This window comes from Amycolatopsis sp. DG1A-15b (assembly GCF_030285645.1).
GTDB lineage: Bacteria > Actinomycetota > Actinomycetes > Mycobacteriales > Pseudonocardiaceae > Amycolatopsis.
On the sequence record NZ_CP127296.1, the window covers coordinates 8,571,385 to 8,585,774 of the forward strand.

16 protein-coding genes are annotated in these 14,390 nt (G+C 71.9%); 10 read left to right on the plus strand and 6 right to left on the minus strand.

The annotated features are described in order from the left end of the window. Nucleotides 1–8: 8 nt before the first annotated feature. The 4 genes from QRY02_RS39860 to QRY02_RS39875 form a co-directional block, all read right to left on the minus strand. Complete coding sequence (locus QRY02_RS39860) at nucleotides 9–626, minus strand: maleylpyruvate isomerase family mycothiol-dependent enzyme (RefSeq protein ID WP_285987895.1); 618 nt, start codon at nucleotides 624–626, stop codon at nucleotides 9–11. After that, nucleotides 523–1,224 carry a DedA family protein gene (locus QRY02_RS39865; RefSeq protein WP_285987896.1) on the minus strand — a complete coding sequence of 234 codons (702 nt, stop codon included), beginning with the start codon at nucleotides 1,222–1,224 and terminating at the stop codon, nucleotides 523–525. Before QRY02_RS39865 ends, QRY02_RS39860 begins: the two co-directional genes overlap by 104 nt. A 63-nt stretch (nucleotides 1,225–1,287) precedes the next feature. Beyond that, the gene (locus QRY02_RS39870) at nucleotides 1,288–2,088 is read right to left on the minus strand and encodes a class I SAM-dependent methyltransferase (protein ID WP_285987897.1); all 801 of its coding nucleotides are present in this window, start codon (nucleotides 2,086–2,088) and stop codon (nucleotides 1,288–1,290) included. Beyond that, nucleotides 2,067–2,573, minus strand: coding sequence for a DUF2505 domain-containing protein (locus QRY02_RS39875; RefSeq protein ID WP_285987898.1), 507 nt, complete (start codon nucleotides 2,571–2,573; stop codon nucleotides 2,067–2,069). Before QRY02_RS39875 ends, QRY02_RS39870 begins: the two co-directional genes overlap by 22 nt. 24 nt (nucleotides 2,574–2,597) lie before the next feature. Between QRY02_RS39875 and QRY02_RS39880 the strand changes: the two genes are divergently transcribed. The 7 genes from QRY02_RS39880 to QRY02_RS39910 all read left to right on the plus strand — a co-directional run bounded on the left by QRY02_RS39880 (nucleotide 2,598) and on the right by QRY02_RS39910 (nucleotide 9,764). Next, nucleotides 2,598–3,647 (plus strand): UDP-N-acetylmuramate dehydrogenase, encoded by a 1,050-nt coding sequence (locus QRY02_RS39880; RefSeq protein ID WP_285987899.1) that lies wholly within the window; start codon nucleotides 2,598–2,600, stop codon nucleotides 3,645–3,647. A gap of 159 nt (nucleotides 3,648–3,806) precedes the next feature. Further along, on the plus strand, nucleotides 3,807–4,985 hold the full coding sequence (locus QRY02_RS39885; protein WP_285987900.1) for a L,D-transpeptidase: 1,179 nt from the start codon (nucleotides 3,807–3,809) through the stop codon (nucleotides 4,983–4,985). A 3-nt stretch (nucleotides 4,986–4,988) separates the two neighbouring features. Continuing rightward, nucleotides 4,989–5,804 (plus strand): alpha/beta fold hydrolase, encoded by an 816-nt coding sequence (locus QRY02_RS39890; RefSeq protein WP_285987901.1) that lies wholly within the window; start codon nucleotides 4,989–4,991, stop codon nucleotides 5,802–5,804. Then, nucleotides 5,798–7,132: a D-inositol-3-phosphate glycosyltransferase gene (gene mshA / locus QRY02_RS39895; protein ID WP_502874163.1), complete on the plus strand. Its 1,335-nt coding sequence runs from the start codon at nucleotides 5,798–5,800 to the stop codon at nucleotides 7,130–7,132. The genes QRY02_RS39890 and mshA overlap by 7 nt, the downstream gene beginning before the upstream one ends. After that, nucleotides 7,129–7,641: a type III secretion system chaperone family protein gene (locus QRY02_RS39900; RefSeq protein WP_103337278.1), complete on the plus strand. Its 513-nt coding sequence runs from the start codon at nucleotides 7,129–7,131 to the stop codon at nucleotides 7,639–7,641. Before mshA ends, QRY02_RS39900 begins: the two co-directional genes overlap by 4 nt. 69 nt (nucleotides 7,642–7,710) lie before the next feature. Next, a complete protein-coding gene (locus QRY02_RS39905) occupies nucleotides 7,711–8,583 on the plus strand; it encodes a DUF4349 domain-containing protein (RefSeq protein WP_285987903.1) in 873 nt (290 codons plus the stop codon). Nucleotides 8,584–9,014: 431 nt separating this feature from the next. Then, a complete protein-coding gene (locus tag QRY02_RS39910; protein ID WP_285987904.1) occupies nucleotides 9,015–9,764 on the plus strand; it encodes a phosphoglyceromutase in 750 nt (249 codons plus the stop codon). 1 nt (nucleotide 9,765) lies between these two features. Here QRY02_RS39910 and QRY02_RS39915 read toward each other — a convergent pair whose 3' ends face one another. Together QRY02_RS39915 and QRY02_RS39920 are read right to left on the minus strand one after the other, a co-directional pair. Continuing rightward, a complete protein-coding gene (locus QRY02_RS39915; protein ID WP_285987905.1) occupies nucleotides 9,766–10,653 on the minus strand; it encodes a hypothetical protein in 888 nt (295 codons plus the stop codon). Then, on the minus strand, nucleotides 10,650–11,288 hold the full coding sequence (locus QRY02_RS39920; RefSeq protein WP_285987906.1) for a helix-turn-helix domain-containing protein: 639 nt from the start codon (nucleotides 11,286–11,288) through the stop codon (nucleotides 10,650–10,652). Before QRY02_RS39920 ends, QRY02_RS39915 begins: the two co-directional genes overlap by 4 nt. Before the next feature lie 67 nt (nucleotides 11,289–11,355). Between QRY02_RS39920 and QRY02_RS39925 the strand changes: the two genes are divergently transcribed. From QRY02_RS39925 to QRY02_RS39935, 3 genes are all read left to right on the plus strand, one after another. Beyond that, complete coding sequence (locus QRY02_RS39925; protein WP_285987907.1) at nucleotides 11,356–12,216, plus strand: oxidoreductase; 861 nt, start codon at nucleotides 11,356–11,358, stop codon at nucleotides 12,214–12,216. A 146-nt stretch (nucleotides 12,217–12,362) separates the two neighbouring features. Further along, entirely contained in the window at nucleotides 12,363–13,604 is a 1,242-nt protein-coding gene (locus QRY02_RS39930) for a sensor histidine kinase (RefSeq protein WP_285987908.1), read from the plus strand. Next, nucleotides 13,601–14,290, plus strand: a complete 690-nt coding sequence (locus tag QRY02_RS39935) for a response regulator (RefSeq protein WP_013222396.1) — start codon at nucleotides 13,601–13,603, stop codon at nucleotides 14,288–14,290. Before QRY02_RS39930 ends, QRY02_RS39935 begins: the two co-directional genes overlap by 4 nt. The last annotated feature ends 100 nt before the right edge of the window (nucleotides 14,291–14,390 follow it).

Genomic DNA, 14,390 nt, shown 5'->3' on the forward strand with positions numbered 1-14,390 from the left:
GGCGCTGGTCAGGGCGCCGCGAGTGGTGCGAGGTCACCCGTGACCGACGCCTGGTGCGGACGTCCCCACAGCGCCCGGTAGACCTCGTCGGCGGCGCCGGTGACCTCCGCGCCGGGCTCGCCGAGGACCCACGTGCGCTCCGGTGTCGTGACGCGGACGTCGGCCTTGTTGCCCAGGCGCGGGGTCAGGTAGGTCAGGAACTCGTCGATCCCGTCGTTCGCGAACGCGGGGGAGAAGCGCGTCTCCGGACCGTCTTCGAGGGCCGATTCGGCGTCGAGGCGGTGGATCGCCGTCTCGTGCGCCATCCGCCGCGTCCAGTCGCCGACCGTCGTGGCGAAGCCCGGGTACGGCGAGAAAGCGGGGGCTTCCGGGTCGTGGCCGAGTGCTTCGCGCAGGGCCAGGCGCTGGCCGTCCCACCACCCGAGGACGTCGTCCCAGCCCGACGGCGGCTCGGGTCGCACCGGCCGGTTCACCGCCAGGCCGACCGTGAAGCCGTGCACGAACGCGATGTGCGTCACCAGGTCATGGACAGTCCACTTCGGACAGTTCGGGACCCGGGCCGACGGCCCGGCCGCCAGCGCCGCCCGCTTCAGCCCGTCCGCGTGGACGTCGATCGCTTCGAGCATGCGCCGACCGTAGCCGCCGCCCGGCCTCGATGGCGAACACCAAACCCAGGCCCAGGCTGAAGGACAGCAGCAAGCCCTTGGCCGGCTCGTCGGCGAAGGCGGCTCCGCCCGCGAAGCCGATCAGCACGCTGTACACCGCCCAGATCGCCGCGCCGGCGGCGTCGAGCGGCACGAACCGGCGCAGCGGGTAGCCGAGGCTGCCGGTGGCGAGCGCACTGGCGACCCGCCCGCCCGGCAGGTAGCGGGCCGCGATGATCAGCAGCCCGCCGTTGCGCCGCACCTGGTCGCGGGCCCACTCGTGGCGACGGCGGCCGTCGGGCCCGCGCTGCAGCCGCGCGATCGCCTGCGGCCCGGCCGCCCGGCCGACGGTGTACCCGAGGCAGTCGCCCGCCCACGCGCCCCCGGCCGCCACCGCGGCGAGCAGCGTCAGCTGAGCGGGATCGGGTCCGAGCAGGACGGCGACGGTGACGACCGTGGTTTCGCTGGGCATGAAGGGCAGCAGCGCGTCCAACCCGGCCACCGCGAAGACGAGCACCCACAGCCACGGCGAGCCGAGCGCATCGCGCAGCAGCTCGGTGACCTGCCCCAGGAGTTCCACGGCTCAATGGTGATCACCGAAGGTCACCCGCGGGTGACGCAGCGGGGGTGGCCCGGTGAACGTTCAGGCGGGAGCGACCGCCGCCCACGGCACGGTCAGCTCGCCGAGGCGGATCCGGGACGGCGGGCCCAGCACCGGCCGGCCGCGCGCGGCCAGCAACCGAACCGTCTCCAGCCAGCGCGACCGCACGCCGAACGCCTGGTGCGGAGCCGACGTCGCCCAGCAGGCGTCCAGGGTGGACAGCAGCGAGTGGACCCGCTCACCGGGCACGTTCCGGTGGATCAGCGCCTTCGGCAGCCGCTCGGCGATCGTCGACGGCTTCTCGAGCCCGGCCAGCCGCATCGACAACGTCAGGGAGACCGGCCCGGCCCGGGAGACCAGGACCCACGTCGACAGCCGGCCGATCTCGTCGCAGGTGCCCTCGACCAGGAGGCCCTCGGCGGGCATCGAGCGGAGCATCAGGTCCCACGCGCCCGCGACCTCGTCCTCCGCGTACTGCCGGAGCACGTTGAACGCCCGCACCAGCACCGGCCGCGTCCCGGCGAGCTCGAAGCCGCCGCGGCGGAAGTCCAGCAGGGGCGGCGCCGCGGCGGACTGCGCGGCGGCCACCCGCACCGGATCCAGCTCCAGGCCGAGCACGCGCACGTCCGGGCGGACACCGCGCAGCCGGCGCGCCAGCTCGACCGTCGTCACCGGGGAAGCGCCGTACCCGAGGTCGACGACCAGGGGCGGGTCGGCCGAGCGCAGCAGCCGGGACGTGGCCGGCGCGGACGCGATCCAGCGGTCGACCCGGCGCAGGCGGTTCGGGTTGGTCGTGCCGCGCGTCGGCGCGCCGACCGGGCTCAGTTTGCTTCGGTGAGCCACTTCGCGGTGAATTCGGCTTCGCGCTCCAGCAGCTTCGTGACCTGCTCGGCGATCACGCTCTCCAGCTTCCCGCCGAACAGCGGGATCCGGACGGTCACCTCGCCGCTCGTCCGCAGCACGGTCTGGTCCCCGTTGGCCAGCAACGCCGTCCGCGCGGTGATCTCGCCCGGGACGCCGCCGACCTCGACCGTGGCGTTGCCCTGGTGGCCGGTGCCGTCGTTGCTCACGCGCCAGGTCTGCGTGCGGGTCACCAGCAGATCGCCCTTGTGCAGCGTCCGGACCGCCTGCGGCAGCTTGTCGGCGCTGATGCCCTGCCGCAGCTGGTACCGCAGGCCCGCGTCGGACGCCTCGTACGCCAGCAGCGCCGCGCTGTGCCCGCCGAGCTCCTCCAGGCGCGCCCGCAGCGCCGCTTCGCCGGCGACGGCCGCGTACGTGGACGCGACGTCCGCGGAGAACGCAGCGCGGTGCTCGATCCGGGATCCCATGGACCGAACAGTACCGTCAGGCGGGTGAACCGTACTTCCGAACTCCCGAAGCTCGCCGCGTACACCACGCTGCGCCTCGGCGGCCCGGCCCGCCGCTTCGTCAGCGCCGTGACCAGCGAAGACCTGGTCGCGGCGGTCCGCGAGGCGGACGCGGCGGGCGAGCCGGTGCTGCTGCTCGGCGGCGGCTCCAACCTGGTGGTCGGCGACGCGGGGTTCGACGGCACGCTCGTCGAGGTGGCGAACACCGGCTGGCGGCGTGACGGCCACCACGTGGACGTCGAAGCCGGCCAGAACTGGGACGCGTTCGTCGCCGCGCTGGTCGGGGCCGGGCTGGGTGGGCTCGAATGCCTCTCCGGCATCCCCGGCAGCGTCGGCGCGACACCGATCCAGAACGTCGGCGCGTACGGCTGCGAAGTCGCCGAGTCGATCGTCTCGGTGGAGCTGTACGACCGCGGGACGCGCGAAGTGCGCACGCTCAAGGCCGACGAACTCGGCTTCGCCTACCGCACCAGCGTCCTCAAGGGCACGGACACCGGCGTCGTCCTCTCGGTCCGCTTCGAAGTCCGCGAAGACGGCCTTTCCGCGCCCATCCGCTACGCCGAGCTGGCGCGCACGCTCGGTGTCGAGATCGGCGCCCGCGTCCCGGCCGCCGAAGCCCGCGAAGCCGTCCTCGAGCTACGTCGCGGCAAAGGCATGGTGCTCGACCCGGACGACCACGACACGTGGAGCGCCGGCTCGTTCTTCACCAACCCGATCGTGCCGGGCGCCGAGGCCGAGGCGGTTCTCGCGCGGATCACGTCGGTCGTCGGCGCCGAGGCGCCGCAGTACCCGGCCGACGGCGGCGTCAAGCTGTCCGCGGCCTGGCTGATCGAGCGCGCCGGCTTCGGCAAGGGGTACCCCGGTCCGGGGAACCGCGTTTCGCTGTCGACTAAGCACACGCTGGCGCTGACCAACCGCGGCGACGCGACGACGGAGGACCTGCTCGCCCTGGCCCGCGAGGTCCGCGACGGCGTCCAGGAGCGCTTCGGCGTCCGGCTGCACCCCGAACCCCTGCTGATCAACTGCGTGATTTGAGCCGAATCGGGCAACCCGTACGTGTGTAGGACGTCTTTGTCGACAAAGGCGTCGCCACCTGACTGGTTGGACTTTGCCCATCAGCGGGTAACGTCGGCCGGGCTACCAGCGCTAAAGGGCGTGTGCCCGCTGGTCGGCGGGGGATTTCAGGAGGTTTCGGTGATCGAACGGCGTACGGTCTTCAAGGCTGCTCTGGCGGCTGGGGCCGCACTGGCCGCCGCCGCGTGTTCGAGCGAGACGGGCGGCACGGCGAAGCCGACCGGCGCCAACAGCGACGGCGAGGGCGGTGGCGCGCAGCCAGTGGCGAAGATCACGGCCGAGCCCGCCGCCGACGCCAAGGACGTCCCGGTGCTCAAGCCCGCCGTGCTCAAGGTCGCCGACGGCAAGCTCACCGAGTGCAAGCTCAGCGCCGACGGCGGCAAGGAGGTCAAGGGCGACCTTTCGCCCGACGGCCTCACCTGGACCAGCTCCGAGCCGCTCGGCTACGGCAAGACCTACACCTACGCCGCCAAGGCCACCGGCTCCGACGGCAAGCCGGTCGAGTTCAAGGGCAGCTTCGCCACGATCGCCCCGGCCAAGCAGGTCCGCGCCACGCTCAACCCGGCCGACAACCAGACCGTCGGCGTGGCCATGCCGATCAGCGTCAAGTTCGCGTCGCCGGTCAAGGACCGCAAGGCGGTCGAGAAAGCCCTGTCCGTGAAGACGGACAAGGACGTCGAGGGCGCGTGGGGCTGGCTGTCCGACAGCCAGGTCGACTACCGGCCGAAGGAGTACTGGCCGCAGAACGTCACCGTGAACGTCGAGGCGAAGCTCTACGGGGTCGACCTGGGCGGCGGCGCGTACGGCAAGGCCGACGTCACCACGAAGTTCAAGATCGGCCGCAACCAGGTCGTCAAGATCAACACGCCGGACCACCAGATGCACGTCTACCGCGGCGGCGCCCAGGTCAAGAGCTACCCGTGCGCGAACGGGCTGGACGGCGAGGTCGACCGCAACACCCCGAACGGCACCTACATCGTGATGAGCAAGGAGCCGTCGGCGATCTTCGACAACGCCCGCTACGGCTACACCAACGTCAACAAGAAGTGGGCCTGCCGGTTCTCCAACCACGGCGAGTTCATCCACGAGAACCAGGACAACGCGGCCAACATCGGGAAGACCAACAACTCCCACGGTTGCGTTAACCTCCTCGAAGCCGACGCCAAGGACTACTTCGACTCGGCGATGATCGGCGACCCGGTCGAGATCACCGGCTCGAAGCTGTCCCCGCCGATGAACTCGGACGTCAAGGACTGGAACTACAGCTGGGCGGCCTGGCAAGGGCTGGGTGCGAAGTAGCCCGTGCGCACCGAAGTCGTCGGGCACGGCGGAGTCCGGCTCGGCCTGCGGGTCGAGGGCGCCGAAAACAGCAGGCCGATCGTGTTCGTGCACGGCTGGGCGCAGTCGGGCGGGTGCTGGGCCGCGCAGCTCGCCGACCCGGCCCTGACCGAGCGGTTCCGCCTGGTCGCCATGGACCTGCGGGGTCACGGCGCTTCCGACGTCCCGGCCTCCGGGTACGACAACCCGCAGGTCTGGGCCGACGACCTCGCCGCGGTGCTCGACTTCGCCGGCCCGGACGCGATCGTCGTCGCCTGGTCCTACGGCGGCCTGGTGCTGACCGACCACATCCGGGTGCACGGCACCGCACGCCTGCGCGGGCTCGTGCTCGTCGGTGCCATCACCGAGATCGGCCGCGACCGGCCCGGTGGCTGCGTCGGTGCGCTGATGCGCGAGCACATGCGGGCGATGCTTTCGGACGATCCGGACATCGCGATCCCGGCGCTCACCGCGTTCAACCGCGAGATGGTCACCGGGCCGGTGCCCGGCGCGCAGGCCCAGGCCCTGCTCGGCGCTTCGCTCAGCGTGCCGCCTTCGGTTCGCTCGGCGCTCTTCCGCCGGGACGTCGGCAGCGAAGACGTGCTGGCCGGGATCGACAAACCCACCCTGGTCGTGCACGGCTCGCACGACCGTGTGATCGACTCCGCGGCGGCGGAGCACGCCATCGGGAAGATTCCGGGTGCCACCGGGCGTTGGTTCCTTGGCGGGGGGCATGCGCCCTTCGCCGAGTCCGCGGCCGAGTTCGACGCGGTGCTCCGGCAGTTCGCCGAGGAATGCTGACGTACGCAGGAGACGTGACCCAGGTGACCAGCAACATCCGGAGGTTCCGCGCTGTGCCGCGCCGGATCGCGGTGCTGTCCGTGCACACCTCGCCGCTCGAGCAGCCCGGAACCGGCGACGCCGGCGGGATGAACGTCTACGTCAGCCAGACCGCGACCGAGATGGCCCGCCGCGGCGTCGAGGTCGAGGTGTTCACCCGAGCGACCGCCTCCGGCCAGCCGCCGGTGGCCGAGCTGGCGCCCGGGGTGACCGTGCGGCACGTGCAGGCCGGCCCGTTCGAGCCGCTGGCCCGCGACGAGCTGCCCGCCCAGCTGTGCGCGTTCACCTCCGGCGTGCTGCGGACCGAGGCCTTCCACGAACCCGGCCACTACGACCTCATCCACTCGCACTACTGGCTCTCGGGCCAGGTCGGCTGGCTCGCCCGTGACCGCTGGTCCGTGCCGCTGGTGCACACCGCGCACACGCTGGCGAAGGTCAAGAACGCCGCGCTCGCCGAGGGCGACAAGCCGGAACCGCGCGTCCGCGTGATCGGCGAGGAGCAGGTGGTCGCCGAGGCCGACCGGCTGGTCGCCAACACCGCGGTCGAGGCGCGTCAGCTCATCGACCTCTACGACGCCGAGCCGGACGCGGTGCACGCCGTGCCGCCGGGCGTCGACCTCGAACGCTTCACGCCGGGCTCCCAGTCCGTGGCCCGCGCGGAGCTGGGCCTGGCCGACGACGACGTCGTGCTCGCCTTCGCCGGCCGGATCCAGCCGCTCAAGGCGCCGGACGTGCTGCTGCACGCCGCGGCCGCGATGCTGCGCCGCCGCCCCGAGCTGGCTCCGCGGCTGGTCGTGCTGATCGTCGGCGGCCCGTCGGGCACCGGGCTCGAGCAGCCGCAGGCCCTGCGCGAGCTGGCCGGTTCGCTCGGCATCGAGGGGCAGGTCCGGTTCCTGCCGCCGCAGCCCGGCGAGCGCCTCGCCCGCGTCTTCCGCGCCGCCGACGTCGTCGCGGTGCCCAGCTACAACGAGTCGTTCGGCCTGGTCGCCCTCGAGGCGCAGGCGTGCGGGACGCCGGTGGTCGCCGCCGAGGTCGGCGGGCTGCCGGTGGCGGTGCCGCACGGCGTCTCCGGGCTGCTGGTGCCCGGGCACGGCGCCGACGAGTGGGCGGACGCGCTGGCCGCGGTCGCGCTCCGCCCGGACCGGCGCGCCGAACTCGCCGCCAACGCCGTCGTGCACGCGCGCCGGTTCTCCTGGCGCCGGACGACGGACGCGCTCCTGGACATCTATGCTCAGGCCACCAGCGCCTTCTCTCGCGCGCTGGACCTGCGCGCGGAGGTGGCGGTGTGAGCCTGGACGAGCTGATCCAGTCTACTTTGGACTCTGCCGAGCTGAAGTACGACAAACGCGGGCCGGGCAAGTACTTCGTCACGCTGCCGGGAACGAAGAAGCTCCAGACGAATGCCTGGCTGGTCGACGGCGACCACGCGTTTTCGGTGGAGGCTTTCGTCTGCCGCCGTCCCGATGAGTCCCATGAGGACGTTTACCGCTTCCTGTTGCAGCGCAACGCGAAGCTCTATGGCGTCCACTACACAGTGGACAATCTCGGGGACATCTACCTGGTCGGCCGGTTCGGCAAGGAGACGATGAGCGCCGACGAGCTCGACAAGGTGCTCGGCCAGGTGCTGGAAGCGGCCGACGGCGACTTCAACACGCTGCTCGAGATCGGCTTCGCGACGTCGATCAAGCGCGAGTGGGACTGGCGCGTCTCCCGGGGGGAATCCCTCGCCAACCTCCAGGCGTTCAAGCACCTCGTCGCGCCGGAGAAGCCGCACGAACCGGGCTTGACCGAGTCGTGACCCGGGCCGTGCAACGGTCCTGATCCGGACATCCGTCTCCTCGCCAGTCGAACTGGAGGGAGACGCAGGATGCGGACTCGATGGAGAGCCGGGCTCGCGGTCGTGGGCGTGGCGTTCGTGCTGGCGGGCTGCTCGGCGGGCCAGGACGGGAAATCGTCCATGGCGGACAGTGCCGGCTCCGGGCCGGTACCGGCCGCGCCGCAGCAGGGCACCGGTAAATCCGGGCAGGAGAAGGTGACCCCGCCGCAGCCGGGCGCCACCGAACGCAAGCTTTCGCGCAGCGCCCGGCTGGAACTGACCGCCCCCAAAGTGGTCGACGTCGTCGCGCAGGCCCGCGGGATCGCGCAGGGCGCCGGCGGCTACACCGGGCAGGAGAGCACCGGTGAAGAGCTGGCGACACTCAACCTCGCGGTGCCCGCCGACCGGCTCGACGGCGTGCTCGACCAGCTCGTGCACCTCGGCAACCTGGTGAAGCGGGAGCTGACCACCCAGGACGTGACCGAGCAGGTCGTCGACGTCGACGCGCGGCTGGCGACGCAGCGGGCGTCGGTGGAGCGGATCCGCGCCTTGCTGGCGAAGGCCACTTCGGTGTCCGAGATCGCTTCGGTCGAAAGCGAGCTGACGAGCCGCGAGGCGGCGCTCGAATCACTCGAACAGCAGCGGAATTCGCTGGCGGGCAGCGTCGCGATGGCGACTGTGGCGATGACCATCCGCAACGTCGCCGCACCTCCGCCGCCGGGTGAGGACCACAGCGGGTTCCTCGGCGGGCTGGCCGGCGGCTGGCACGCGTTCCTCATCTTCGGCGGCGGCCTGCTGACCGTGCTGGGCGCGCTCGCGCCGTTCCTGCTGTTCCTGGTGCCACTGGGCTGGCTCGGCTGGTGGCTCCACCGCCGTCGCCGGACGCCCGCGCCGGAACCGGCGCCGGCACCGAGCGAGACCTGAGCGGAACAGGCGGGACGGCTCGAGGGAGGGGGAGTCGCGATCTCGAGCCGCCCCGCTGAAGTTCCCGCCGATCAGGACCCGGTGACGAGGGGGGTGCCAACGGGGCCGGCGGGCCGCGGCTCGGCAGGGGGAGACGAGCCGCGGTCAATGCCCGAATCCGGCCGGGGAGTGCGTGGAATCCGGCCGCTCGGGACGTAGCCAACCTGTCAGATCCCGCCCGGTAATCACAAGGCTACTGGCTAGCCCGTTCGAGTGAATTTTCACAATGTCGATAACAGTGTGCAGTCCGCCGCCGGAATTTTGCGCGTTGTTGGCAGGCGGACTTGTCGAAGAGTGAGGTGTTACTTCCGAGTAACACACTCTGGGTAGGACAGACGCTGCGGCGGAGGTCACCAGTCGGTTGCGTGGTGCGTTCTGGCAGGCTGTGGGCTATGGCCGAGATTGGGACGTTGGTGCTGCTGCGGCACGGGCAGAGCACGTGGAACGCGGAAAACCTGTTCACCGGCTGGGTGGACGTACCGCTTTCGGAACAGGGCGAGAGCGAAGCCCGCCAGGGCGGCCGGCTGCTGGCCGACGCCGGGCTGCTCCCGGACGTGGTGCACACCTCGCTGCTGCGCCGCGCGATCTCCACCGCGAACATCGCGCTGGACGCCGCCGACCGGCACTGGATCCCGGTGAAGCGCGACTGGCGCCTCAACGAGCGCCACTACGGCGCACTGCAGGGCAAGGACAAGAAGCAGACCCTGAACGAGTTCGGCGAGGAGCAGTTCATGCTCTGGCGCCGCTCGTACGACACCCCGCCGCCGGCGATCGACCCGAAGGACAAGTGGAGCCAGGCGGGCGACGCCCGCTACGCCGGCCTCGGCGACCAGGCCCCGCTGACCGAGTGCCTGAAGGACGTCGTGGAGCGGCTGCTGCCGTACTGGGAGTCCGAGATCGTGCCGGACCTGCGCGCGGGCAAGACGGTGCTGGTGGCTGCGCACGGCAACTCGCTGCGCGCGCTGGTCAAGCACCTCGACGGCATCTCCGACGCCGACATCGCGGGGTTGAACATCCCGACGGGCATCCCGCTGCGCTACGACCTCACCGAGGACCTGCGGCCGGTGAAGCCGGGCGGCGAGTACCTCGACCCCGACGCTGCCAAGGAAGCCGCCGCCGCGGTGGCGAACCAGGGCCGCTGAGCTAGGCCGCGGTGACCGGCCGGACACCGGTCACCTTCCAGCCTGCCCCTTCCCGGACGACGTCCAGTTCGGTCGTGAAGGGGCGGCTGGTCGCCTTTCCCGCCGCGTCGGTGACCTGCAGCGTCGTGAAGAACAACACGATCGCCCGCCCGCCGGTGAGCGCGACGACCCCGGCCATCGGGTCCGGGCCGAGCGCGACCTTCGTGCCGCTCCGGCGGATCGCCTCGACGTAGGACGCCTTCTTCGCGCGGTAGTCGTCCGCCAGCGCCCCGGCCGTGACCGCTTCGGCTCGCGCGTAGCTGCCTTCCGGATCGGTGCTGTCGGTCGTGAACAGCGCGCCGGCCGCCGCGCGGGCGCCCGCCAGCGCGGAGTCGCGCGTCCCACCCGTGCTGCCGTCGTCCGGCTGCGGTGCCGGCGCCGGTTGCGCCGGATTCACCGCGATGTCGGAGAGCCGCCAGCGCCCGCCTTCCCGGACCGCGGTGAACGCGACCGTGGCCAGGCCCTTGGTGGCGCCCCGTTCTGCTCCAGCACTGTCCTGCTGCAGCACGGCCAGGTCCCGGACCTTGTCGCCGGTGAACTCGAGCGCGGCCGCCTGCCGCACCCGCGTGACCAGGTGCACCGGTTGCGGGCTCTTCCGGATCTGGTCGAACAACCGCGTCAGCTGGTCCTTCGCCGCGCCGGTGACGTTCGCCGCGACGGCCTGGTCGAAGGCGCCCGGGCTCGCCGAGTCGTAGCTGAACACCGCCTCGGCGGCCGTCTTCACCGCGTCGAGGGCGGCGCCCGTCCGCCGGGCGTCGACCAGCGCCAGGTTGCCGCCGACCGGCACCGCCGTGCCGGTCACCGTGCATGCGGACGTCAGCAGGACCAGTGCCGGCAGCGCCCGCCTCACAGGAGCCCGGCTTCGCGGGCCCGGGCCCCGGCCTGGAACCGCGACGACGCGCCCAGCAGCTCCATCAGCTCCGCCACCCGGCGCCGGTAGGTGCGCAGGCTGAGGCCGAGGACCCGGGCCGCCGTCTCGTCCTTGCAGCCCGACGCCAGCTGCTCCAGGATCTCCCGCGCGCCCAGCTCGGTGAACCGCGCCTGGTAGGACTCGAGGTCGGTCGCGGCGTCCCAGGCCGCTTCGAACAGCGACTGGATGCCCTGGACCAGGTCCGGGTTGCTGATCACCGTGTAGCCGCGGACGCCGCCGACGTGGTCGCCGGCCACGATCGCGAAGCGCCGGTCGAGCAGGATCGTCTCGTTGATCTCGCGTTCGGTGATCCGGATCCGGGCGCCGTGCGCGGCGATCTGCCGCAGGTGGCCGGCCAGCGCGGGGTCGAACAGCACGCCCGGCAGGTAGATCTTGCGCAGGGTCATCCCGCGCACCGACTGCTCGCGTTCGGGCGCGCTCGGGTGCGCCACCGACCACGTGTGCAGGTCGCGGGCCGCGCACGAAACCTCGGTCGCGAGCTCGAAGAGGTGGGCCGTCCGCTCGAACAGCTCCGCTTCGCCGCGCACCATGACGACGTCAGTCACCTTTTCCACGTGTTCCAGTGTGGCAGCAAGCTGCCAAACCCGGTGGTCACGCGGGCTGCGCCGGAAGGCTGGTGCCATGACCACGAACACGCTCCCCGCCGCCGCGGCGGGCACCTGGAAGCTCGGCTCCTTCGAAGTCAACCGCCTCGGGTTCGGCGCCATGCGCCTGATGTCCACTTCGGACGGCGGCATCCGCGCCCGCGAAACTTCCCTGTCCGTGCTGCGCCGCGCCGTCGAGCTCGGCGTGAACCACATCGACACCGCCGCGTTCTACTTCGCCGGCCCGCGCTCGGCGAACGAACTCATCAACAGCGCGCTCTCGCCGTACGACGACCTGGTCATCACCACCAAGGTCGGGCCGGGCCGCGACTTCGAGGGCACCTTCCACACGGCCCGCCCGGAGCAGCTGCGCGCCCAGGTCGAAGAGAACCTGCGCGAGCTGGGCCTCGACCACCTCGACGTCGTCAACTACCGGATCGGCCAGGCCCTCGACCGCGGCACCGGCTCGCTCGCCGACGGTTTCGGCGCGCTCGCCGAACTGCGCGAAGCCGGGCTGATCCGCGAGCTGGGCATCTCCAACGTCGGCCCGGAGCACCTCACCGAGGCCCTCGCGATCGCGCCCGTCGTCTGCGTCCAGAACCAGTACGGCCTGACCGCCCGTCGCGAGGACGACGAACTCGTCCGGATGTGCGCCGAGCGGGGGATCGCCTTCGTGCCCTTCTTCGCCGTCGCCAGCGGGACGGGGGAGGACGCGCGGGTGGCCGAAGTCGCGCGCCGCCACGACGCCACCCCGGCGCAGGTGCGGCTCGCGTGGACCCTCCACCAAGGACCGCACGTGCTCGCCATCCCCGGCACCGGCGACGTCGCGCACCTCGAGCAGAACGTCGCCGCGGCGACGCTGGAGCTCACCGCCGAAGACCTGGCGGCGCTCGGGTGAATTCGCCCGGAATGTCTCGCCGGGGAATCGATCGGGTGAACGCCGCCTGAAGCCCCGGCGAACATGTCCTCCGCAGGTGTCGCGGTGCTCACGACAAGGCGGACAACGCTAGGCCGAAGGGCCACTTCTCAGCTTACGATCGGCCCGTGACCACGCCTGTTTCACTCGCACTGGCCATCGGCGCACTGGTGGCCGGTGCGGTGGCCGGCTACTTCCTGGCGCGGGTGCGCACCCGCCGGGAAGAGGCCCGGCCGCCGGGCCCGACCGTCGCGGAACTCCTCGAGCGGCTGGTCCGGTCGTCCAACAACGGTGTCGTCGTGCTCAACCGGTTCGGCGACATGGTGCTGCACAACCCGCGCGCGTACGAGCTGGGGCTGGTGAAGGTCAACCAGGCCGACCCGCGGGCCCGCAAGGCCGCCGAGCAGGTCGTCGAAACCGACGAACCGCTGGAAATCGACCTTTCGCCGCTCGAAGCGCGTGGCCGCCAGCCGGAAGCGGTGCTCGGCCAGGTCCGGCCGCTGGGCGACGGCTTCACCGTCGTCGAGGCCATCGACCACTCCGAAGCCATCCGGCTGGAGGCCGTGCGCCGCGACTTCGTCGCCAACGTCAGCCACGAGCTCAAGACCCCGGTCGGCGCGATCGCGCTGCTCACCGAGGCGGTGCTCGACGCCGCCGAGGACGTCGCCGAGGTCCGCCGCTTCGGCGGCAAGATCCTGCGCGAGTCCACCCGGCTCGGCCAGCTCGTCACCGAGCTGATCGCGCTGTCGCGGCTGCAGGGCGCCGAACGGCTGCCCGACCTCAACGTCGTCGAGGTCGACGCCGTCGTCCGCGAGGCGCTCGGCCGGACCACGCTTTCGGCCGAGTCCGCGGACATCGGCATCACCACCGACCACCCCAGCGGCCTGCTCGTCGAGGGCGACCGCACGCTGCTGGTCACCGCGCTGTCGAACCTGCTGGAGAACGCCGTCGCGTACTCGCCGGCCGGCAGCCCGGTGTCGATCTCCCGGCGGCTCGCCGACGGCATGGTCGAGATCGCCGTCACCGACCGCGGCATCGGCATCGCCGAGGACGAGCAGCAGCGCGTGTTCGAGCGCTTCTACCGCGCCGACAAGGCCCGCTCCCGCGCCACCGGCGGCACCGGCCTCGGCCTGGCGATCGTCAAGCACGTGGCGGCCAACCACGGCGGCTCGGTCGGGCTGTGGAGCCGTCCGGGCACCGGCTCGACGTTCACCCTGCGCATCCCCGCGCACGTCCGCCCCGAACCGGCCACCGAGCCGGCGCGGGCGGCCAAGACCTCGCCGGCACCGCGGCAGGAGAAGACCCCCGAGCGCACCCCCAGGCTCGTGGTTACCGGGCAGGACAGCCCAGATCATGGAGGAAACCTGTGACCAGGGTTCTCATCGTCGAGGACGAGGAGTCGTTCGCCGACCCCCTCGCCTTCCTGCTGCGCAAGGAAGGGTTCACCGCCGCCGTGGCCGGCACCGGCCAGGCCGCGCTGGAGGAGTTCGACCGCAACGGCGCCGACATCGTGCTGCTCGACCTGATGCTGCCCGGGATGAGCGGCACCGACGTCTGCAAGCAGCTGCGCCAGCGCTCCGCCGTGCCGGTCATCATGGTGACCGCGCGCGACAGCGAGATCGACAAGGTCGTGGGCCTGGAGCTGGGCGCGGACGACTACGTCACCAAGCCGTACTCGGCCCGCGAGCTGATCGCCCGGGTCCGCGCGGTCCTGCGCCGCGGCGGCGAGCCCGGCTCGGAGGGCGAGCTGGCCCCGCTGGTCCTCTCGGCCGGCCCGGTCCGGATGGACGTCGAGCGGCACGTCGTGACCGTCGACGGCGCCGACGTGTCGCTCCCGCTCAAGGAGTTCGACCTGCTCGAGTACCTGCTCCGCAACGTCGGCCGCGTGCTGACGCGCGGGCAGCTGATCGACCGGGTGTGGGGCGCGGACTACGTCGGCGACACGAAGACGCTCGACGTCCACGTGAAGCGGCTCCGCTCGAAGATCGAACCCGACCCGGGCTCGCCGCGGCACCTCGTCACGGTTCGCGGCCTGGGCTACAAGTTCGAGACGTAAACGGCATTCCGGTGCGGTATCGCCCGGTTTCGGCCGCCGCGGAGGCGCGCCGGGGCGGTACCGCACCGAGTGTTGTTGGTTACATGTTCGAGACCTGACG